Consider the following 19,910-nt stretch of genomic DNA (forward strand, 5'->3'; position numbering starts at 1 on the left):
AATCTACATCGATTTAATCACACCTTTTCGGTGCGTTATCGCCATACCATACGTGAGCCCCTGCGTTTGCGCAAATTTGCTCAATAACAGCAGTCTACGAACTTGAGTTAAGACAGATTCAGGCAATAAAAAAACCGCTATTCAAACAGAATAGCGGTTTTCTACGGAGCTATAAGCCCCCTCTATAATAGCTAAGTTTATTTCTTCTTCTTAGCTTTCGGGTTTGGCATATCCGTGATCGAACCTTCGTGGACCTCTGCAGCCAAGCCAATCGATTCATGTAGCGTTGGGTGAGCATGGATAGTCAAGGCGATATCTTCTGCATCACAGCCCATTTCGATAGCTAAGCACACTTCACCCAGCAATTCGCCGGCATTGGTACCCACCATGGCACCACCGATAATGCGGTTGCTCTTATCAAACAGCAGCTTGGTCATGCCTTGCTGAGCATTTGAAGCAATCGCACGGCCCGACGCTGACCAAGGGAAAGTGACCGCGTCGTACTCGATACCTTGTTCTTTGGCTTCTTTCTCGGTAACACCTGCCCAAGCCACTTCTGGATCGGTATAAGCGATTGAAGGAATCACTTTGGGTTCGAAGAAGTGTTTTTTACCGGCGATCACTTCGGCGGCCACATGAGCTTCATGTACCGCTTTGTGCGCTAACATCGGTTGACCAACGATGTCGCCGATAGCGAAAATGTTGTCAACATTGGTGCGTAATTGCTTGTCGACTTCGATGAAGCCGCGCTCGGTAACCTTAACGCCAGCTTTATCGGCGTCTAATTTACCACCATTTGGCGCACGACCGACAGCAACCAGAACAGCACCATATTTAACCGGCTCTTTCGGCGCGTCTTTACCTTCAAAGGTGACGTAAATACCGTCTTTTTTCGCTTCCAGCTTAGCCGCTTTAGTATTCACCATGACTTGATCAAATTTGCCTTTAATCTGCTTCATGAAGCTCTTGATGATATCTTTATCTGCGGGCGGAATCAGTTGCTCGGTCATTTCAACAACGTCAACGGTTGATCCTAACGCGCTGTATACACAACCCATTTCTAGGCCGATGATACCACCACCCAAGACCAACATGCGCTCGGGGATCTCTTTTAACTCTAACGCATCGGTTGAGTCCCAAATACGCTCGTCATCATGAGGTACGAATGGCAATTTAATCGGCTGCGAGCCAGCAGCGATAATGGCATGCTCAAAGTTAATGGTGGTTTCACCATCATCACCTTCGACTTTCAGGCTGTTTTGACCGGTGAATTTACCATAGCCATTAACCACCTGAACTTTACGCATTTTCGACATCTGACCTAAGCCGCCAGTCAGTTGACCGATGACTTTATCTTTGTGCTTGCGGATTTTGTCTAAGTCGATTTTGGGTTCGCCGAATTCAACGCCTTCAGCTGCCATATGCTTAGCGTCTTCGATGTGCTTCGCTAAGTGCAATAATGCTTTAGAAGGAATACAACCCACATTCAAGCAAACACCACCTAAGGTGCTATAACGTTCAACTAAAACAACGTCCAGGCCTAAGTCAGCAGCGCGGAATGCCGCCGAGTATCCACCCGGACCGGCACCCAGCACTACTACCTGTGTTTTGATCTCTTTGCTCATGATGACCCCTATTGCAATGTGTTGGCTGACTATAAAGTCAGCCTAAATCAGTCGTTGCGGACGAATATCGCTATTTGGTGTCGCGTATTGTAACGCGAAAACTCAGCTTCGTCGCGTTTACAGTACCAGTTTACGAATGTCACTCAGCACTTGGCTTAAATAGCTGGTAAAGCGCGCCGCCAAGGCACCATCGATGACGCGATGGTCATAAGACAGGCTTAACGGTAAGGTCAAGCGTGGTACGAACTCTTTGCCATTCCAAACTGGCTTCATATCGCTACGCGAAACGCCTAAAATAGCCACTTCTGGTGCATTAACGATAGGCGTAAACGCCGTTCCGCCAATGCCGCCAAGACTCGAAATCGAGAAGCAGCCACCTTGCATATCGGCCGCTTTTAATTTGCCGTCACGAGCCCGCGCACTGACTTCAAGCAGTTCTTTTGACAGCTCGTAAATGCCTTTCTTGTCGACGTCACGCAACACCGGCACCACCAAGCCATTTGGCGTATCGACCGCAATGCCGATATGCACATACTTCTTCATGATCAAGTGTTCGCCATCAGGCGCTAACGACGAATTAAACTGTGGATACTCCAACAGTGCCTTCGCGCACGCTTTCATGATGAACACCAACGGCGTGATTTTGAACCCTAAGTCTTGTTTCTTAGCGACTTCATTCTCAGCCTTACGGAAGTTTTCCAGCTCGGTAATATCGGCTTCATCAAACTGTGTAACATGAGGAATGGTGACCCAGTTACGGTGCAAGTTCGGGCCAGAAATCTTTTGAATACGTGACAATGCCACTTCTTCAATTTCACCAAACTTGCTGAAGTCGACTTTCGGCTGATCGATAACTTGCAAGCCACCAGCACCGCCGCTCATCGTGCCGGCTGCAGCTTTCGGACGTGATAATTCGTATTTTACGTACGATTGCACGTCTTCTTTCAAGATCCGATTTTTCGGACCCGATGCCGACACCTGGCTCAGATCTACACCAAATTCGCGCGCAACGCGGCGGACGGCTGGTGACGCGTGTAACACACCGTCTTTGCGGTCACTACGCTGGCTGGAATGGTCAGGCACCGGTGGTTGACGCTCACTCGTTGGCGTCGACTGCGCCGGCTTTTGTTCAGCCTTTTTCTCGGCCTTATCTGAGCGCTCTTCAGTATCGCTGCTAGCCTGCTTTTCAGTGTTGTCTTTGCTGTCTTGTGCCGCGCTCTCGTCAGCGCCAGCAGTCACTTTCATCTTAGCGATGACCGAGCCTTCACTGACCTTGTCGCCAGCTTTGACCAGCATTTCAACAATCTCACCGTCGTCAGGACAAGGCACATCCATCGTTGCCTTATCGGTTTCCAACGTGATCAAACCGTCTTCTTTGTTGACGCTATCACCGGCGGCAACCAGCACTTCGATGATTTCAACATCACTCGCGTCACCAATATCCGGAACTTTCACTTCAACAACTTGGCTTTCACCTTTTGCAGATGAAGACTGCTCGCTTTGCTGCGAGTCAGACTCGTTGTCAGCTTCAGTGTCTTTCGCTTCGTCTTGCTGGGTATCTTGCTGTTGTTCAGTTTCAGCCTCGTCAGTACTGTCGCTGTCGGCCTCGTCGTCACCATTGTCATCAGCCGCGCTAATGAGGGCTAACAAATCGCCCTCTTTAATTTTATCGCCAACTTTAACTTTGACACTGTCGACCTTACCGCCGAATGGTGCAGGAATGTCCATTGAAGCTTTGTCGCTTTCAACGGTAATCAGCGCGTCTTCAGCCTCAATGCTGTCGCCTTCGGCAATCAGCACCTCAATGATTTCAACTTCTTCCCCACCGACGTCAGGGACTTTGACTTCTTGTGCATTAGCCATGAATGTTCCTCCTTAAGCGTACAGTGGGTTCAGTTTTTCTGAGTCCATGCCGAAGTCTTTGATGGCTTTGCTCACCACCTTAGCATCGACCTCGCCTTGTTTGGCCAATTCAGCCAAGGTCGCCACTACCACGCTGGCGGCATCCACTTCAAAGTGACGGCGCAAGTTTTCGCGGCTATCCGAGCGACCGAAGCCGTCGGTACCCAACACACGGTAGCTACCAGGAACCCAAGCACGTACTTGATCAGCATACATTTTCATGTGATCGGTGGCAGCAATGGTCGGGCCATTATCGGCACTCAGTACACCCGCCAAATAAGCGCTGCGAGTTTCTTTTTCGGGGTGCAGCATATTCCAGCGCTCAACATCTAGGCCATCACGCGCCAGCTCGTTGAACGAGGTCACGCTGTATACATGGCTGTGTACACCGTATTCTTTTGCCAAGATCTGCGCAGCTTCGCGTACTTGTAATAAGATGGTGCCGCTACCCAGTAATTGTGCTTTGGCTTTCGCTTTGCCACTTGGCTTGACTTGCTCAAGCTCATAAATACCTTTCAAAATGCCTTCTTCGGCGCCCTCAGGCATTTCTGGATGTTGGTAGTTTTCGTTCATCAAGGTCAGATAATAGAAAACGTTCTCTTGCTCACCGTACATACGACGTAAACCGTCTTGCACAATCACGGCAATCTCGTAACCGTAAGTCGGATCGTAAGTAATACAGTTAGGAACCGTACCAAACAGGATATGGCTGTGCCCGTCTTGGTGCTGTAAGCCTTCACCATTAAGCGTGGTTCGGCCAGCAGTGCCTCCCATCAGGAAGCCGCGCGCTTGGCTATCACCAGCCGCCCATACCAAGTCGCCGACGCGCTGGTAACCAAACATGCTGTAGTAGGTATAGAACGGAATCATCGGTTCATTATTCAGTGAGTAGCTAGTACCCGCCGCCACGAACGACGCCATCGCGCCTAATTCGTTAATACCTTCTTGGATAACCTGACCTTTCTTATCCTCACGATAATAAGCTACTTGGTCGGCATCCTGAGGCGTATATTTTTGTCCATAGTGAGCGTAAATACCGACTTGGCGGAACAAGCCTTCCATACCAAAAGTACGTGCTTCATCAGGGATGATTGGGACTACTCGCTTACCGATTTGTTTGTCTTTGAGTAGCGCCGTCAGAATGCGAACAAACGCCATGGTGCTAGAAATTTCACGGTCACCAGAGCCTTTAAGCACCGCATCAAAAATTTTCAATGCTGGGATTGCTAGTTCAACGTCGGTATCTTTGCGACGCTTAGGCATGTAACCACCTAGCTCATCACGACGTTGCTTCATGTACTTCATTTCGTCGCTGTCTTCAGCAAACTTGTAGTACGGCAAATCTTCCAGCTCTTCGTTACTGAATGGAATATTGAAGCGATCACGGAAGTGCTTGATCGCGTCCATATCCATTTTCTTCACTTGGTGGGCAATATTTTTACCTTCACCGGCGGCACCCATGCCATAGCCTTTAACGGTTTTGGCTAAAATGACTTGTGGACGACCTTTGGTGTTGGCCGCTTTATGATACGCCGCATAAACCTTGACCGGATCGTGACCGCCGCGGTTCAAGCGCCAAATATCTTCGTCCGAAAGATTAGCCACCATCTCTTTGGTTTCTGGGTATTTACCAAAGAAGTTCTCACGGGTGAATGCACCACCCTTGGCTTTGAAATTCTGGTAATCGCCGTCGACGGTCTCTTCCATCAACTGCATCAACTTGCCGTCATTATCGCGATACAGTAACGGATCCCAATAACGTCCCCAGACGACTTTGATCACTTCCCAGCCAGCACCACGGAAAGTGCCCTCTAACTCTTGGATGATCTTACCGTTGCCGCGCACCGGACCATCTAAGCGCTGCAGGTTACAGTTGATCACGAAGGTTAAATTATCCAGCCCCTCGCGCGAGGCTAAACCGATCGCGCCCAAGCTCTCTGGTTCATCGGTTTCACCGTCACCGAGGAAGCAATAAACGCGTTGGTTAGAGCAATCTTTAATGCCACGGTCAGTCATATATTTTAGGAAGCGCGCCAAATAAATAGCTTGCATTGGGCCTAAGCCCATCGACACCGTTGGAAACTGCCAAAAATCGGGCATCAATTTCGGGTGTGGATATGATGATAAACCGTTGCCTTCACATTCTTGTCGGAAGTTATTTAGCTGCTCTTCGGTCAAGCGGCCTTCCATAAAAGCGCGCGCATAAATACCCGGTGAGGCATGGCCTTGAATAAATAGGTAGTCACCGCCGTCTTCGTCGGTCGGGGCGCGGAAAAAGTGATTAAAGCCGACATCATAAAGCATTGCTGACGACGCAAAGCTAGAAATATGGCCACCCAATTCCAAGTCTTTCTTAGAGGCGCGCAATACCATGATCAAGGCATTCCAACGGATCGCCGAACGGATCCGCGCTTCCATGCTTTGGTCACCCGGCATCGCCGGTTCCTGACTGGCGGGAATAGTATTTAAATAAGCGGTAGTCGCATTATACGGCAAGTAAGCGCCGTTGCGGCGAGCCTTGTCTACCAGCTTCTCTAACAGGAAGTGCGCACGCTCAGGACCCTCGGCTTCTAACACGCCTTCTAACGCATCAAGCCATTCCTGAGTTTCCTGTAAGTCGACATCTTTTGCATTATCAGTCATACAGATTCCTTACCTCTTTACCAGACGACCCCGTCGCCTTTAACCAGTACCTATCAGGTACGTCGCAATGATCGTTGAATACGCGAATTCTCGCGGTTCAACTGCAACAACGCCTGCTCGATATATGCTAAATGCTGGTGACACACATCACGCGCTTGCGCGGGCTCACCAGCAACAATGGCAGCGACAATACGCTGCCGATGTTCATTTAAGGTGTCTAGGACACCGTCTTTACCTGCCAATACCATCAGGTTTTGCTTAATATTCTCGCTCAATAGCTCTTGCATACCCCTGACTACATGCAACAGGATCACATTGTGCGATGCTTCGGCGATGCGAATATAAAAGTCGGTTAAAACCCGAGCTTGCTCTTCGATATCACCTTGCTGCTGAGTCGCCGGTACCCGTGCCAAGATATCCTGAATGCGCTGTAAGTCCTCGGGTGTGCCGCGCATGGCGGCGTAATAAGATGAGATGCCTTCTAACGCATGGCGGAATTCTAACAAATCAAATTGTGACTCAGGGTGTTTTGCTAACAGTTCAAATAGTGGCTCGTTCAACTGTGTGTTTAATGCATCGGTGACAAAGGTACCACCGCCTTGGCGCCGACTGACCAGCCCCCGTGCTTCTAATTTTTGAATCGCTTCACGCAACGACGGCCGCGACACCGAGAACTGTAACGCTAACTCGCGCTCTGCAGGTAGGCGTTGTCCCGGTGCTAAAGATCCATCAACAATCATGGCTTCAATACGCGCCATGATCACATCAGAGAGCTTGGTTTGTTGAATACGCTGGTAAACCATGCCTATTTTTTTGCCGCCCTACTGTCGCTTTCGTCAACACACTTTCGTCAACATAAAGGTAAATTGGTCTTACCAAAGTTGCCCATATTGTAGACCAAAGCGACAGCAGACCCAAATAAAAATCCACCAACTGCCGGTATGACCAGCTAAAAGAACCAGCCAGCGATGGTCATTAGGGCCACCACACAAACCAATAATAAAAGGTTACGCTTAGCCAATGACAATAAGTTGACAGCCTCAGAGCTGTTATCATCAACACTGACCGGACCCTCGCCCGCAGCATGCGCGACTCGACTAAGCAAAGTATTTGCCGCTAACTGCCATTGTCCTAAAAGCTCCAGCCAGAGCGGAAAGGCGCGATGAAAGTGGCCAACCAGTAACAGCCCAAACGAAGCCAGTCGCACCGGCACCCAATCCAACACATGCATCAAACGCTGCCAAGATAGCGGTAAGAAACGTTGATTGCTAGAACGCGCAAATTGCTCATCGAAATAGCGTCCAGTCGCATAAATCAGCATCAGCAAAGGGCCACCGACTAAGTAGGCGACAATGGGTGCATAGTAGTAGCGGTAGTTAATCCATACCGATGTCTGTGCGAGTGGCTGCTTTAGCTCCAACCCGACGCGCTCGTTAATATCGGCTTGCCGTTGCTGCCGTAGGTCATGTTCACCGCGCGCACTGGCACGCAAAAACTCGCGATAAAGACGACGCAACGGTTGGCAGGCAATGACCATCAGTAAGAGCATCATATGTGCCAAAAAGGTGATGATGCCAATATCAAGCCAAGCCACTAATAAACTGATCAGCACCGCCGGTACTAAGCCCCATAATAAAGCCACGGGGGTATGCGTTAGCCAACCACTGACACGCGCTTGCCGTTGGCTCCACAGCAACCAACGCTGCAACAGCGTCGACCAATGCCAAGCAGCACTTAACCGCAGCAAGCGTTCGCTAGACAGGACAATTACAATAACCAACAATTCCATGACGCCATTCCTTTTTTGATATGCTGGCAGCCAGATGCTGTCACTAGTCTAGCAGGTCAGATATTAGCTGCATTAGGATTTATGGTAACTTGCCGCGCGCGGTTGAAACGGTGCTAGGTAATGGGCCCAGTCGAAGGCGGCGCCGGGGTCAGTTTTGCGACCTGGCGCAATATGCTGATGACCAACGATACGACGCCAGTTAAGCTTCGGATACTGTTGCAACAGACAGGCGGTGACTGCCTGCAAAGCCTGATACTGACGTTCACTGTAAGGGCTGTTATCGGTGCCTTCTAGTTCAATACCAATAGCAAAGTCGTTACAACGCCGCCGCCCCGCGTAATGCGAGCGACCCGCATGCCAAGCGCGCTGATCAAAGGCAACATATTGGATCACTTGGCCGTCACGGCGGATCAAACAGTGTGCCGACACACGTAAGCCCTCTAACGCCGCAAAAGACGGGTGAGCATGGCTTTGCAGTTCGCCCATAAACAACTGGTCGATGTATGGCTGGCCGAACTCACCAGCGGGCAAACTGATACCATGAATAACCAACAACGAAATATCGTCACTGTCGGGGCGCTGGTCGTAATGTGGTGACGAGCGTTGCTCGGCCTCGAGCAAGCGGTGATTTTTCAGGTTAAAACTTTTCAGCATAAGCGCAACAGGGTAAGGTGCCATCTCAAATCATCGTTAATTGGCAGGCTCAAAAGGCACAGCCACGACGTTTTAGTATCGCTAGCCGAGGCGCAAAGGTAAAGCATGCAAGGGCAAACAGATCAGACAAAACGCACAGGAAAATGGTTTTTCTTCGTCGCTTGGCTTGCCGCTTTGGGCTTGCTGTACTTGTTTTTTGGTGAACAATTGGCACAGCAAGCCAACCCTAATCAACAAGTTCAGGGGGCCTATGTCGATGGCGCCAGAGAAATCGCACTGCAGCGTAATCGGGCCGGTCATTACGTCGCCTCGGGATTGATTAATCAGCAGCCAGTGACGTTCTTATTAGATACCGGCGCGACGGCAGTCTCGGTGCCAGCCCATTTGGCTGAACAATTAGGTTTACGTGCTGGTGCAGCACTGCGCGTGAATACCGCCAATGGCGTTGCGACCGCCTACCGCACCACCATTAATGAACTACGTATCGGTAACATCGTGTTGCGTGATGTTGACGCCAACATCACGCCGGGAATGGAAATATCAGAAATTTTATTGGGAATGAGTGCGTTGAAACAGGTAGAATTCAGCCAACGTGGAGCAACTTTAACGATTCGGCAATCGTCATGAGCATAGCAGCAGATATTAGTCGCGCAGTCACTATCGCACTGCAAGAAGATTTAAACGGTGACGATGCGGCACTAGACATTACCGCGCAACTGATCCCCGCGCAACAACACGCGCAAGCCACCATAATTACTCGCGAAGATGCCATTTTATGTGGTCAAGCGTGGCTTGACGAAGTGTTTCGGCAACTCGGCGGACAGGTAGAAATTGACTGGCAAGCAGCCGACGGTGATCGCGTTAAGGCCGGTCAAGTTCTATGCCGCCTGCAGGGTTCTGCAAGATTATTGTTAACCGGCGAACGCACGGCCTTAAACTTCTTACAGACGCTGTCAGCAACGGCGACTGAAACCGCGCGTTATGTCGCGGCTCTAGAGGGCTCTAACACGCGTTTGCTGGATACTCGCAAGACCTTACCGGGCATGCGTCTGGCGCAAAAATATGCGGTTCGTTGTGGCGGCGGCGTCAATCATCGTATTGGTCTTTTTGACGCCTATTTAATAAAAGAAAACCACATTATGGCCTGCGGCGGCATTGCCGCGGCAGTGACGCAGGCACGTCAGCTTAACCCAGAAAAACCGGTCGAAGTTGAGGTGGAGAGTCTTGATGAACTGCAGTTAGCGCTCGGTGCGCAAGCCGATATTATCATGCTCGATAACTTTAGCTTAGCGGATATCGAAACCGCAGTTGCGCTAACCAATGGCAAAGCCAAACTTGAAGTATCTGGCAATATCACCGCTGAGCGTTTACGCGAATTAGCGGCAACTGGCGTTGACTACATATCCTCGGGCGCACTCACCAAACACGTTCAAGCTATCGATTTATCAATGCGCATTACCGCCCAGTAATCATCGCTTTGTGCTTAATCTTATTTTTCTGACAACCGAATACGCCCGCCTCAGCGGGCGTTCGACCATGAAACGGCTAGACTAAAACGCTTCAACTACAACCGAGTTTAAGGTCTCGCCGTGCGTCAGTCGGGTTTCAGCCTCTTAGAGTTACTGGTAGTGGTAGCAATTATTGCTACTCTCAGTGCCGCCGCCATGCCGTTATACAGCGGTTACAGCCAACGCGCCAAAGTCACCAGCGCCATTGCTAGCTTGCGCCAAATACAACTTGATATTGCCTTGTGTATTCAGCAACAAGGGTCGGTGGCCGCCTGTGCGAACAACGATAACTCAGTATTACCGGTGTTAAATCCACCTTATCCCGAGCATATCAGCGACCTGCAACTGCTCAGCCAACAAGCTATTTTACAAGCAACGTTAACGATTAGTGACCGCGAGCAACGCCAATTACGGGTGCAGCTTATCCCGCAGTTATCTCGTTATAGTATTGATTGGCAAATACGCTGCTCGGACTTCGATGCACAACAACAGCCGCCTTCGCTGGTCGAAAACTGTCACGCCACGACGTTACGTTAAGCATTACTGAGCATGGAACCACTATCATTGCAGCTTGAGCATTGGCGACCAGCACCCGGCTTAACACAACCGGCAGTTTGCTTGCGTCTCGGCTACTTGCTACTGGGTCATTTACAGCAACGCCCGATACTGGCTGGAATCGCCATGCCCGATAGCGCGCAACGCCAACAATTGCAATTTCAGTTACAGCAAACGCCGCTGTATCTGATTGCCAATGCTCAGGCATTGAATGACCGCTTAAACGCTTATGGTGGTCAGCACGCCAGCCAGCTCGACGATGCCAAGGCTCAACTTGCACACATTGCCGAGCATAGTCAGCTGCGGCAAGCCTCAGATATTCACATTGAACCACTATCGCGAGGTGGTCGCATACGTTTGCGCGTGCATGGCCTGTTACAGCCGTTACTCAATCTATCCAGAGAGCAATTGACTCAACTGCTGGGCCGTATCAAAGTATTGGCCAAATTAGATGTCAGCGAACAACGTTTGCCACAAGACGGTCGGCTAACCCTCAGTCAACCAGCGCTAGGCTTTCGCGTCAGCACCTTAGCCACCGTTCATGGTGAAAAAGCGGTACTGAGGCGCTTACCTGAGCAGCGCCAACTATTGCCCATTAATCAGGCTATTCCCGAGCCTACACCTCGCGGTTATTTGCTCAAGGCCATCGCCGCCAGCCAAGGTTTAGTATTGCTGACGGGCCCGACCGGTAGCGGTAAAACCGCCACCCTATACAGCGCTATCGTTGCTTGCCGACAACAACATCGGAATGTCTGTAGTATCGAAGATCCGGTTGAACTGGTCATCGATGACATTAATCAAAGTAGCGTCAATCGCGACCTTGGCTTGGGTTTTGCCGAATTACTTAAAAGTTTACTGCGGCAAGACCCAGACGTTATCGTGTTAGGCGAAATTCGTGATACAGAAACCGCTAACATCGCCTTGCAGGCCGCCGAGAGCGGTCATTTGGTCATCGCCACCTTACATTCACCGAGTGCCACCGCGAGCTTGCAACGCCTACAGCACCTGGGGCAGCCCACACAGCGTATCGAACAATTGCTCAGTATAATTTGTCACCAACGCTTACTCAGGCTACTGTGCCCCCACTGTAAACAACGTGCGAACACCAGCGCGACCCAGCAACATTACCAAGCTGTCGGCTGCGAGCGCTGTGAGCAAGGCTATTATCGACGCCAAGCAGTGCTAGGTTGTTGGTCACCAACGGGTCACTTAAACTACTCTTTATACGCGAGTGCTAAACGTTTACTCGACAACGGCGACACCAGCCTCAGTGAAGTCCGGCGCGTACTCGGCAACATCGATGACAGTCAATGCCATGATACGCATCGATCTTAACCAACAGCAGCGCATTTGGCAGTGGTGGGCGGAAACACCCGACGGTCGATTGATTTATCAACGGCAGCGCTCAATTAGCCGCCAACAGCTATTGCTACAACTGCGACAACAGTCGTTACTCAATATTCGCGCGCAAACAGTGTCTGCCCACAATGGCTTTCAGCGCTTACGCCAGAAAACCCAGTTTAGCGAGGCCTTAGCGACGCTGGCACAACTGCTGGAAGCCGGCTTAGCCTTGCTACAAGCTTGTCAGTTGCTGTGTCGTAACTACCAGAAAAATAACACTAGCCGACAACTGTGGGCGCTGTTTTCACACTGTAACCGGCGTATACAGCAGGGTTTAAGCTTTACTCAAGCTCTGGCAGACTTTCCCGAGTTACTGAATGCGCAACAGCAGTTATGGTTGCAGCTCAGCGAGACACAAGGGCAGTTGGTGAGTGGCTTACAACAGTTGCAAAAGCAACTAGAGCAGCAGCGACAGTGGACTCAACAATGTTGGCGCGTCGCCAGTTACCCACTGCTAAGTTTGATGCTGTGCGCGGTGCTGGCGGTCGCCATGTTGCTCTGGCTGGTGCCACAGTTCGAGTTATTCTTCGCTGAACGCGAGCGCACTGCACTGCCGCTGTTAACGCAATGGCTATTGCACGCATCGCAGTGTTTGCGTCAGCGAGGGCTGACAGCAGCAGCGCTTTTGGTTTTGCTAGCGTTAGCGGCGTACTACCAACGTCGCTATTTTATTAAATGCCTGTTGCGGCTACCCGCTATTCGAGGCTTCAGGTACACTGGGCAATTACGCCAATTGAGTCAAGCGTTGGCGCAAAGCCTGACGGCTGGGGTTACTTTAACGGTCACCATCAAATATTTGCAGGCGCTCGATATTATTGACGCTAAGCGCACACTAACGGCATTGCGCCAAGGTCAGTCACTAGCGGCAGCACTGCGCGTAACAGGGCAACTACCTTCATGGTGGCTTAACCTCATCGAGCATGCCGAACACGGTGGCTTTTTAAGCAAAGCCTGTCAACGCGCCAGTACCTTGTTATCAGCGCAGCTAACACAACAGGTAGCGGTCTTTTTACGCTGGGCCGAGCCCTTGCTGTTGCTGGTGGTAGCGTTAATCGTTGGGACAATTTTGCTAGCCTTGTATTTACCCTTATTCCAACTCGGGCAAGGCATTGTATAGCTGCAGACGGAGTCGTAAAGATGATTGATTGGGCGCTAATATACCCCCCACACAGCTGGTTAACGTTAAGCTTGGCAGCGCTTATGGGGCTATTATTAGGTAGCTTTTTAAATGTCGTGATTGCTCGCTTACCTCGGCAATTACAGCAACAATGGCGACATGAATGCCAATTATTGCTGCAACTACCGACCACCGAAGATCAGCAGTTAACGATCGTCAAACCGCGTTCACAGTGCCCTCATTGTCAACATAGCATCGCTTGGTACGATAATATTCCGCTGTTGAGTTGGCTCTATTTGCGCGGTCGCTGTCGTCATTGCCAAGCTCGTATTAGCTACCGTTATCCGTTGGTTGAGTGCTGCTATGGCATCATCTTTGCGGCGTTGGCTTGGCATCACGGCGCCAGCTTGGCGCTTGTCGTCTATGGTATTGCCGCCGCGCTGTTACTGTGTTTGATTTTTATTGACCTGCAACACTACTTGTTACCGGACCCGCTGACCCTGCCGCTGTTATGGTTGGGGTTACTTTGGGCGCTACTGGGCGGACCGCTAGATATCACTAGCGCGGTCATTGGTGCCATGGCCGGCTATTTATCGTTATGGTCGGTCTACTGGTTATTTAAATTGCTCACCGGCAAAGAAGGTATGGGTTACGGCGATTTTAAACTGCTTGCCGCTATCGGCGCCTTCTGTGGCTGGCAAGCGTTGCCCGTGGTCGTCGTCAGTAGCGCCGTACTGGGTATTATTTATGCGTTACTGGCACGTCTGAGTGGGCACTTACAACGGGGGCAAGCTATTCCGTTTGGCCCCTTCCTGGCGGTTGCTGGCGTGCTCAGTTTTTATTATGCGCAGACTTGGTTACAGCTTTATTGGCAATGGCTAGGCCTGTAAACCGTGCCAACTAGCAAGCTAAACAGGAGACCAGAAGCATGTGGGTGGTAGGACTAACCGGCGGTATCGGTAGTGGTAAAACCGCTGCTAGCAACTTTTTTGCCGAACAAGGTGTTACGGTGGTGGATGCCGATGTTGTTGCACGTGAAGTGGTATTCCCGGGCAGCCCAGCTCTAGCAGAAATTGTTGAACACTTTGGCAACGATGTGCTGCAAGCCGACGGCAGCTTAAACCGTGCTAGCTTGCGGCAGAGAATTTTTGCTAATAGCAGCGACAAAGATTGGCTGAATCAACTGCTACATCCAGCCATTCGCGAACGGTTGTTGCAACAGTTACAAGCCGCCACCTCGCGCTACGTGATTTTAGTCGCACCATTGTTATTCGAGAATGGTTTAGACGCTTACTGTCAACGTACGCTGGTCATCGATGTTGATGAACAAACGCAGATACAGCGCACCCAGCAACGCGACCAGGTCGATGCTAAACAGGTCGAGTCAATCATGGCTGCGCAGTGGTCTCGACAACAACGCAGCGCCGCCGCAGACGATGTGGTCGATAATAATGGCAGCTTGGCACAACTGATTGCGCAGCTAAAGCCGCTGCATGAATCCTACCTGACCATTGCAGAAAATACGTAAACCGCTATTATAGCGGCATGCAGACAATAGCTTCGCCAGCACACTGGGTTACTTATGAGTTTCCGCTTCAAGAGCGGTTGCGTGCTTACCTGCGCCTTGAACAGTTACTCAACCAATTACATAACAGCGACTGTCAGGGTCAGCACTATCAGCCTTATTTCAGTGCCTTATTTGCTATCGTTGAGTTACTAGAGCGCAGTGATGCTCGTGGTGACTTGCTCAAAGACCTAGAAAAGCGCGACCAATTGTTTAAGCAATGGGCTAACCATCCGGCGGTTGATACGCCGGCGTTACAAGCGACCCATCAACGCTTAGTCAGCAGTTTACAGCGTATCCAAGCGTCATTGCGGATTACTCAGGACTTAAAACAGGATAAGCTATTAAGTAGTATCCGCCAGCGCTTTGCCATGCCCGGTGCAACCTGCTTATTTGATGTACCACAATTACAGTTTTGGTTAGCTCAAGATGAAGCCTTTCGTCAGCAACAACAGCAATACTGGTGGCAGCAATTACAACCGCTAAGCGACGGCTTACAGATAGAGTTGACGCTACTGCGTGAACAAGCCAGTTTTGCCGATGAAGTCGCCAGCAATGGTTTATTACAAGAAAGTAGCGAGCCGTTGGCGATGCTGCGTCTGCTAGTACCTCATGAGTTACCCGCCTATCCGGTTGTGAGCGGTCACAAACAGCGTTTTACCATCCGCTTTATGCGTTGGGAGGGCGAGCAGGGCAAACCGGCTTATGAGGAAAACGTGCAATTTAAACTGGCGAGGTGTCAATAATGCCAACCACGGTATCCTGTCCGACTTGTCAGGCGAAAGTCGTCTGGCAAGCATCATCCACTCATCGCCCCTTTTGCAGCGAACGCTGTCGTTTGATCGACTTAGGCGAGTGGGCTAGCGAAGGGCATAAAATCCCCGGCCAACCGATGCAAACACTACCTAGTGGAGAGCCTGGGTTATCAGAACAAGAGCTAGGTGAGCCGGGATTCAGTTCAGACCCCGACAACTATTACTGAGTCGCCCGTAAACAATCAAGAATAGCGATATTGGCGTCGGGGAACTGGTAAGCTTCAAGCTCATGTCTAGCAACCCAGCGCCACTCTTGGCCTTCTAACTGCTTGGCCTGCCCCCGATAGCGGGTCACTAACCAGACATCCAAACGCACCGCCTTATCGGCGTAACGGTGCTCGACTACCGTTAACGGTGCGCATTGCTCCACGTCGATATTACACTCTTCGCGTAACTCTCTGGCCAATGCCTGCTGCACGGATTCGCCCTGTTCAACTTTACCACCCGGAAATTCCCATTTTCCGCCCTGGTGGCGTTCGCTAGCGCGGCGGCTGATAAATAGACGACCTTGCTCATCTTCAATCACGCCAACCGCGACATGCACAACTTGTGAGCCTTTACTCACGGTAACATCCTTTTAGATTTTTCCATGACAATGCTTATATTTCTTACCCGAACCGCAAGGACATGGATCATTACGACCCACTTTAGGTCCTTCACGCGTTACCGTACCGGCTTGCTGTGCGGTCTGCTGTTGCTCACCGTTGATATCACTGGCACTGTCGTGCTGATAGCTACGCGGCGTGGAGTCGGCTTGCCGACGCTGTTCTTCAACCGCCTCTACGTCTTCTTCAGCACGCACTCGCACTTTACTTAGGATGGTTACCACGTCCAGCTTCAACGCTTCTAACATGTCGCTGAATAATTCGAAAGCTTCGCGTTTATATTCCTGCTTAGGATTCTTTTGTGCATAGCCACGCAAGTGAATACCTTGACGCAGATGATCCATCGCCGCCAAGTGCTCTTTCCAATGCGAATCGAGGCTCTGCAACATGATAGCTTTTTCAAACTGACGTAGAACATCGGCACCCACCAATTGCTCTTTTTCTTGGTAAGCTTGATCGAGCTGCTCTTGAATGCGTTCACGCAATACTTCTTCGTGCATCGCATCGTCGTTTTCCATCCATTCACGTAACGGTAAATCGATAGCAAAATCGGCCCGTAAACGGTCTTCTAATCCCTCTAAGTTCCACATTTCTTCCAACGACTGTGGCGGCACATAGTCGTTGATCACTTGCTCGATGACGTCTTCCCGAATGGCTTTTATGGTTTCCGAGATATCGCCTTCATCTAATAATTCGTTACGCTGTTGATAAACCACGGTTCGCTGGTCGTTAGCAACATCATCAAATTCCAGTAATTGCTTACGAATATCGAAGTTACGTCCTTCAACTTTGCGTTGTGCGTTCTCAATCGCTTTGGTCACCCAAGGGTGTTCAATCGCCTCACCCTCTTTCATCCCTAAGCGCTTCATCATCGCCGCCATCCGCTCTGATGCGAAAATACGCATCAATGGATCTTCCAGTGACAGGTAAAAACGTGACGAACCTGGGTCACCTTGGCGACCTGCACGGCCTCGTAACTGGTTATCAATACGACGAGATTCATGGCGTTCAGTACCGATAATATGCAGACCGCCAGCGGCGATAACGTCGTCATGCAGTTTTTGCCAGGCTTGCTTAATGGTATCGATTTTAGCTGAATCTGGGTTTTCCAGCGCTTCAACCTCGACCATCCAGTTACCACCCAACATAATATCGGTACCCCGACCGGCCATGTTGGTAGCGATGGTTACCGCTCCCGGCCGCCCCGCTTGGGCAATGATCTCAGCTTCTTGAGCGTGGAATTTAGCGTTCAGAATGTTGTGCTTAATTTTCTTCTTCTTCAGCAAGCGCGACAACAATTCCGAGTTTTCAATCGATACTGTACCGACCAATACTGGACGGCCTTTCTCACGGCAGGCTTCGATATCTTCGGCGATGGCTTCATATTTTTCGGCCGCCGTTAAAAAAATCAAATCGGCACGGTCGTCACGAACCATCGGACGGTTAGTCGGCAGCACCACGGTTTCCAAACCATAAATTTGCTGAAACTCAAAAGCTTCGGTGTCTGCGGTACCGGTCATACCGGCCAGCTTGTTGTATAAGCGGAAATAATTCTGGAAGGTAATTGAGGCTAATGTCTGGTTTTCATTCTGGATACTGACGCCTTCTTTGGCTTCAACCGCTTGGTGTAAGCCTTCTGACCAACGACGGCCCTCCATGGTGCGTCCAGTATGTTCATCAACAATAATGATCTGATCATCTTTGACGATGTAATCGACGTCACGCTGGAACAAGTGATGCGCACGCAGTGCCGCATTAACGTGGTGCAATAGCGAAATATTGGCGGCCGAATAGAGTGAATCATCTTCGGCTAATAAACCCCGTTCTTTCAAAATTTGCTCAACGTGTTCTTGACCATGTTCGGTCAAGTGCAACTGGCGTGCTTTCTCGTCAATGGTGAAGTCGCCGTCACCGTGTTGGCCTTCTTTATCTTCTTGTTCTTGACGCACTAATTCGGGCACCAAGGTATTCATCTGCGTGTATAACGCCGAACTATCTTCGGCCTGCCCCGAAATGATCAGTGGCGTGCGCGCCTCATCGATTAAGATCGAGTCGACCTCATCGACAATGGCGTAATTTAATTTACGTTGTACCCGCTGGTCAGGGCTGAACGCCATGTTGTCGCGCAGATAGTCGAAACCAAACTCATTGTTAGTACCGTAGGTAATATCGGCCTGATAAGCTGCGCGTTTATCGCTGGGGTTCATACCCGGAATATTGAAAGCAACCGTCATCCCTAAGAATTCGAACAGCGGTGCATTCCACTCCGCATCTCGACGCGCCAAGTAATCGTTGACGGTTACGATGTGTACGCCATCACCACTCAGTGCATTCAAGTAAGCCGGCAGGGTTGCGGTTAAGGTTTTACCCTCACCGGTACGCATTTCGGCGATACGATTTTCGTTCAACACCATACCACCTAGCAGCTGTACGTCGAAGTGACGCATGCCAAACACCCGCTTGCTAGCCTCGCGCACGGTGGCAAAAGCTTCGCTGAGTAAGGCGTCAAGCTGTTCGCCTTGTTCTAAACGCTTACGAAACTCTACAGTCTTCTCTTTTAGCTCGGCATCGGTGAGTGCTTCAAATTCTGGCTCCAACTCATTGATTTGAGTTACCTGTTTACCTAACGCCTTTAAGATACGGTCGTTACGACTACCTACAATTTTACGAAAAAGACTGCCTAACATGTGAATGCGAGTTCCTGTTTTATGAATCTGTCAGCAATACGGCAACGCCGCTGCAATGAATATGCGTATTGACGCAAACGCCTTAACCGGCGTCATCTTGTTTGCGGTAAACGAATTTATACGGGTCGATTTGACGACCATTCCGCAACACTTCGTAATGTACGTGAGGTCCGGTAGAACGTCCGGTACTCCCCATTTCGGCAATTTCTTGACCGCGCGTGACCACGTCACCAACGTTGACTAATACGCTTTGGTTATGTCCATAACGCGTTTTCAAACCACCGCCATGGTCGATTTCTACCAACTGCCCATAACCAAAACGGTCACCAGCCCAAGTCACCACGCCGGCACCGGTAGCAACGACTTTTACATCTTCGGCATAACTCGCGAAGTCCAAGCCCTTATGCATAGCCGGATTACCGCTAAACGGGTCTTTCCGAATGCCGTATTGAGAGGACAACCAACCATCGGTAATCGGACGGCCAGCAATAAAGCTCTCACTCGATATATTGTGATTCATCATCACAGACTCAAGCATGGATAGCTGTTTTTGTTTATTTGCAATTTCTGACAGCATATCGTTGATTTGCGTCAACACGTCTTGCCCGTCGCTACGTGGATACTCGTTGACGCTGACTTCTGGTCCACCAGACGGCAAATTACCACTAAAATCAAATTCGCCGTTATCGACTTCTGCCACGGCTGCGAGACGCTGCCCAAGCGCATCTAAACGACGCATTTGTGCGCGAATATCGCCCAGATATAGGGTCATTGCCGAAAGCCGCTTTTCGGTTTCGTTTTTAAGGTCTGCAACGGCATGCTGTTGCAGAATGAGCTGCTTTTGCTCATGGCTGATGCTCGCCCATGCTTCATCGGGATCGAGTCCACGATATTGCCAGGGCTGGCTGTACGCTAAACCGATGGTCAGTGCAATGGCCGCATAAGACAACAGTCGACGACGACTGAGTCGAAAGCCATAACGCACTTTCTTACCTCGGTAAAAGACTGATAAACTCATGTGATATCTCTTAGCCGGAATCATTAT

The 19,910-nt window shown here is 50.3% G+C and carries 18 protein-coding genes; 9 read left to right on the forward strand and 9 right to left on the reverse strand.

Annotation, left to right across the window (positions count from 1 at the left end):
- Positions 1-197 precede the first annotated feature (197 nt).
- From lpdA to ampD, 6 genes are all read right to left on the reverse strand, one after another.
- Positions 198-1,625, reverse strand: coding sequence for a dihydrolipoyl dehydrogenase (gene lpdA / locus A10D4_RS03115; RefSeq protein ID WP_008487676.1), 1,428 nt, complete (start codon positions 1,623-1,625; stop codon positions 198-200).
- Positions 1,626-1,742: 117 nt separating this feature from the next.
- Positions 1,743-3,488, reverse strand: a complete 1,746-nt coding sequence (gene aceF, locus A10D4_RS03120; protein WP_008487677.1) for a dihydrolipoyllysine-residue acetyltransferase — start codon at positions 3,486-3,488, stop codon at positions 1,743-1,745.
- Between the two features lie 12 nt (positions 3,489-3,500).
- A complete protein-coding gene (gene aceE, locus A10D4_RS03125; protein ID WP_008487678.1) occupies positions 3,501-6,170 on the reverse strand; it encodes a pyruvate dehydrogenase (acetyl-transferring), homodimeric type in 2,670 nt (889 codons plus the stop codon).
- 53 nt (positions 6,171-6,223) lie between these two features.
- A complete protein-coding gene (gene pdhR / locus A10D4_RS03130; RefSeq protein WP_008487679.1) occupies positions 6,224-6,973 on the reverse strand; it encodes a pyruvate dehydrogenase complex transcriptional repressor PdhR in 750 nt (249 codons plus the stop codon).
- 146 nt (positions 6,974-7,119) lie between these two features.
- Entirely contained in the window at positions 7,120-7,959 is an 840-nt protein-coding gene (gene ampE, locus A10D4_RS13560; RefSeq protein ID WP_008487680.1) for a regulatory signaling modulator protein AmpE, read from the reverse strand.
- A 72-nt stretch (positions 7,960-8,031) separates the two neighbouring features.
- Complete coding sequence (ampD, locus tag A10D4_RS03140) at positions 8,032-8,613, reverse strand: 1,6-anhydro-N-acetylmuramyl-L-alanine amidase AmpD (protein WP_051002079.1); 582 nt, start codon at positions 8,611-8,613, stop codon at positions 8,032-8,034.
- A 105-nt stretch (positions 8,614-8,718) separates the two neighbouring features.
- Between ampD and A10D4_RS03145 the strand changes: the two genes are divergently transcribed.
- The 9 genes from A10D4_RS03145 (at position 8,719) to yacG (ending at position 15,740) form a co-directional block, all read left to right on the forward strand.
- On the forward strand, positions 8,719-9,240 hold the full coding sequence (locus A10D4_RS03145) for a retropepsin-like aspartic protease family protein (RefSeq protein WP_008487683.1): 522 nt from the start codon (positions 8,719-8,721) through the stop codon (positions 9,238-9,240).
- The gene (nadC, locus tag A10D4_RS03150) at positions 9,237-10,082 is read left to right on the forward strand and encodes a carboxylating nicotinate-nucleotide diphosphorylase (protein WP_008487685.1); all 846 of its coding nucleotides are present in this window, start codon (positions 9,237-9,239) and stop codon (positions 10,080-10,082) included. The genes A10D4_RS03145 and nadC overlap by 4 nt, the downstream gene beginning before the upstream one ends.
- A 120-nt stretch (positions 10,083-10,202) precedes the next feature.
- On the forward strand, positions 10,203-10,658 hold the full coding sequence (locus A10D4_RS13565; protein ID WP_008487686.1) for a pilin: 456 nt from the start codon (positions 10,203-10,205) through the stop codon (positions 10,656-10,658).
- Positions 10,659-10,670: 12 nt separating this feature from the next.
- The gene (locus tag A10D4_RS03160; protein WP_008487687.1) at positions 10,671-12,011 is read left to right on the forward strand and encodes a GspE/PulE family protein; all 1,341 of its coding nucleotides are present in this window, start codon (positions 10,671-10,673) and stop codon (positions 12,009-12,011) included.
- Positions 11,977-13,194 carry a type II secretion system F family protein gene (locus A10D4_RS03165; protein WP_083849603.1) on the forward strand — a complete coding sequence of 406 codons (1,218 nt, stop codon included), beginning with the start codon at positions 11,977-11,979 and terminating at the stop codon, positions 13,192-13,194. The genes A10D4_RS03160 and A10D4_RS03165 overlap by 35 nt, the downstream gene beginning before the upstream one ends.
- A gap of 83 nt (positions 13,195-13,277) precedes the next feature.
- Positions 13,278-14,084 (forward strand): prepilin peptidase, encoded by an 807-nt coding sequence (locus A10D4_RS03170; RefSeq protein WP_237738521.1) that lies wholly within the window; start codon positions 13,278-13,280, stop codon positions 14,082-14,084.
- Between the two features lie 38 nt (positions 14,085-14,122).
- Complete coding sequence (coaE, locus tag A10D4_RS03175; protein WP_008487690.1) at positions 14,123-14,722, forward strand: dephospho-CoA kinase; 600 nt, start codon at positions 14,123-14,125, stop codon at positions 14,720-14,722.
- 17 nt (positions 14,723-14,739) lie between these two features.
- On the forward strand, positions 14,740-15,504 hold the full coding sequence (zapD, locus tag A10D4_RS03180; protein ID WP_008487692.1) for a cell division protein ZapD: 765 nt from the start codon (positions 14,740-14,742) through the stop codon (positions 15,502-15,504).
- Positions 15,504-15,740, forward strand: a complete 237-nt coding sequence (gene yacG, locus A10D4_RS13840) for a DNA gyrase inhibitor YacG (RefSeq protein WP_008487693.1) — start codon at positions 15,504-15,506, stop codon at positions 15,738-15,740. Before zapD ends, yacG begins: the two co-directional genes overlap by 1 nt.
- Here the strand turns inward: yacG and mutT are convergent.
- From mutT to A10D4_RS03195, 3 genes are all read right to left on the reverse strand, one after another.
- On the reverse strand, positions 15,734-16,138 hold the full coding sequence (mutT, locus tag A10D4_RS03185) for an 8-oxo-dGTP diphosphatase MutT (RefSeq protein WP_008487694.1): 405 nt from the start codon (positions 16,136-16,138) through the stop codon (positions 15,734-15,736). The genes yacG and mutT overlap by 7 nt on opposite strands.
- Before the next feature lie 12 nt (positions 16,139-16,150).
- Positions 16,151-18,865 carry a preprotein translocase subunit SecA gene (secA, locus tag A10D4_RS03190; RefSeq protein ID WP_008487695.1) on the reverse strand — a complete coding sequence of 905 codons (2,715 nt, stop codon included), beginning with the start codon at positions 18,863-18,865 and terminating at the stop codon, positions 16,151-16,153.
- A gap of 82 nt (positions 18,866-18,947) precedes the next feature.
- Positions 18,948-19,883 carry a M23 family metallopeptidase gene (locus A10D4_RS03195; protein WP_008487696.1) on the reverse strand — a complete coding sequence of 312 codons (936 nt, stop codon included), beginning with the start codon at positions 19,881-19,883 and terminating at the stop codon, positions 18,948-18,950.
- Positions 19,884-19,910: the final 27 nt, after the last annotated feature.

This window comes from Idiomarina xiamenensis 10-D-4 (genome assembly GCF_000299895.1).
GTDB lineage: Bacteria > Pseudomonadota > Gammaproteobacteria > Enterobacterales > Alteromonadaceae > Idiomarina > Idiomarina xiamenensis.

Coding starts and splice junctions, on each gene's coding strand:
- lpdA (WP_008487676.1), bottom strand. CDS start 1,625: ATGAGCAAAGAGATCAAAACACAGGTAGTAGTGCTGGGTGCCGGTCCG.
- aceF (WP_008487677.1), bottom strand. CDS start 3,488: ATGGCTAATGCACAAGAAGTCAAAGTCCCTGACGTCGGTGGGGAAGAA.
- aceE (WP_008487678.1), bottom strand. CDS start 6,170: ATGACTGATAATGCAAAAGATGTCGACTTACAGGAAACTCAGGAATGG.
- pdhR (WP_008487679.1), bottom strand. CDS start 6,973: ATGGTTTACCAGCGTATTCAACAAACCAAGCTCTCTGATGTGATCATG.
- ampE (WP_008487680.1), bottom strand. CDS start 7,959: ATGGAATTGTTGGTTATTGTAATTGTCCTGTCTAGCGAACGCTTGCTG.
- ampD (WP_051002079.1), bottom strand. CDS start 8,613: ATGCTGAAAAGTTTTAACCTGAAAAATCACCGCTTGCTCGAGGCCGAG.
- A10D4_RS03145 (WP_008487683.1), top strand. CDS start 8,719: ATGCAAGGGCAAACAGATCAGACAAAACGCACAGGAAAATGGTTTTTC.
- nadC (WP_008487685.1), top strand. CDS start 9,237: ATGAGCATAGCAGCAGATATTAGTCGCGCAGTCACTATCGCACTGCAA.
- A10D4_RS03160 (WP_008487687.1), top strand. CDS start 10,671: ATGGAACCACTATCATTGCAGCTTGAGCATTGGCGACCAGCACCCGGC.
- A10D4_RS03165 (WP_083849603.1), top strand. CDS start 11,977: ATGACAGTCAATGCCATGATACGCATCGATCTTAACCAACAGCAGCGC.
- A10D4_RS03170 (WP_237738521.1), top strand. CDS start 13,278: ATGGGGCTATTATTAGGTAGCTTTTTAAATGTCGTGATTGCTCGCTTA.
- coaE (WP_008487690.1), top strand. CDS start 14,123: ATGTGGGTGGTAGGACTAACCGGCGGTATCGGTAGTGGTAAAACCGCT.
- zapD (WP_008487692.1), top strand. CDS start 14,740: ATGCAGACAATAGCTTCGCCAGCACACTGGGTTACTTATGAGTTTCCG.
- yacG (WP_008487693.1), top strand. CDS start 15,504: ATGCCAACCACGGTATCCTGTCCGACTTGTCAGGCGAAAGTCGTCTGG.
- secA (WP_008487695.1), bottom strand. CDS start 18,865: ATGTTAGGCAGTCTTTTTCGTAAAATTGTAGGTAGTCGTAACGACCGT.
- A10D4_RS03195 (WP_008487696.1), bottom strand. CDS start 19,883: ATGAGTTTATCAGTCTTTTACCGAGGTAAGAAAGTGCGTTATGGCTTT.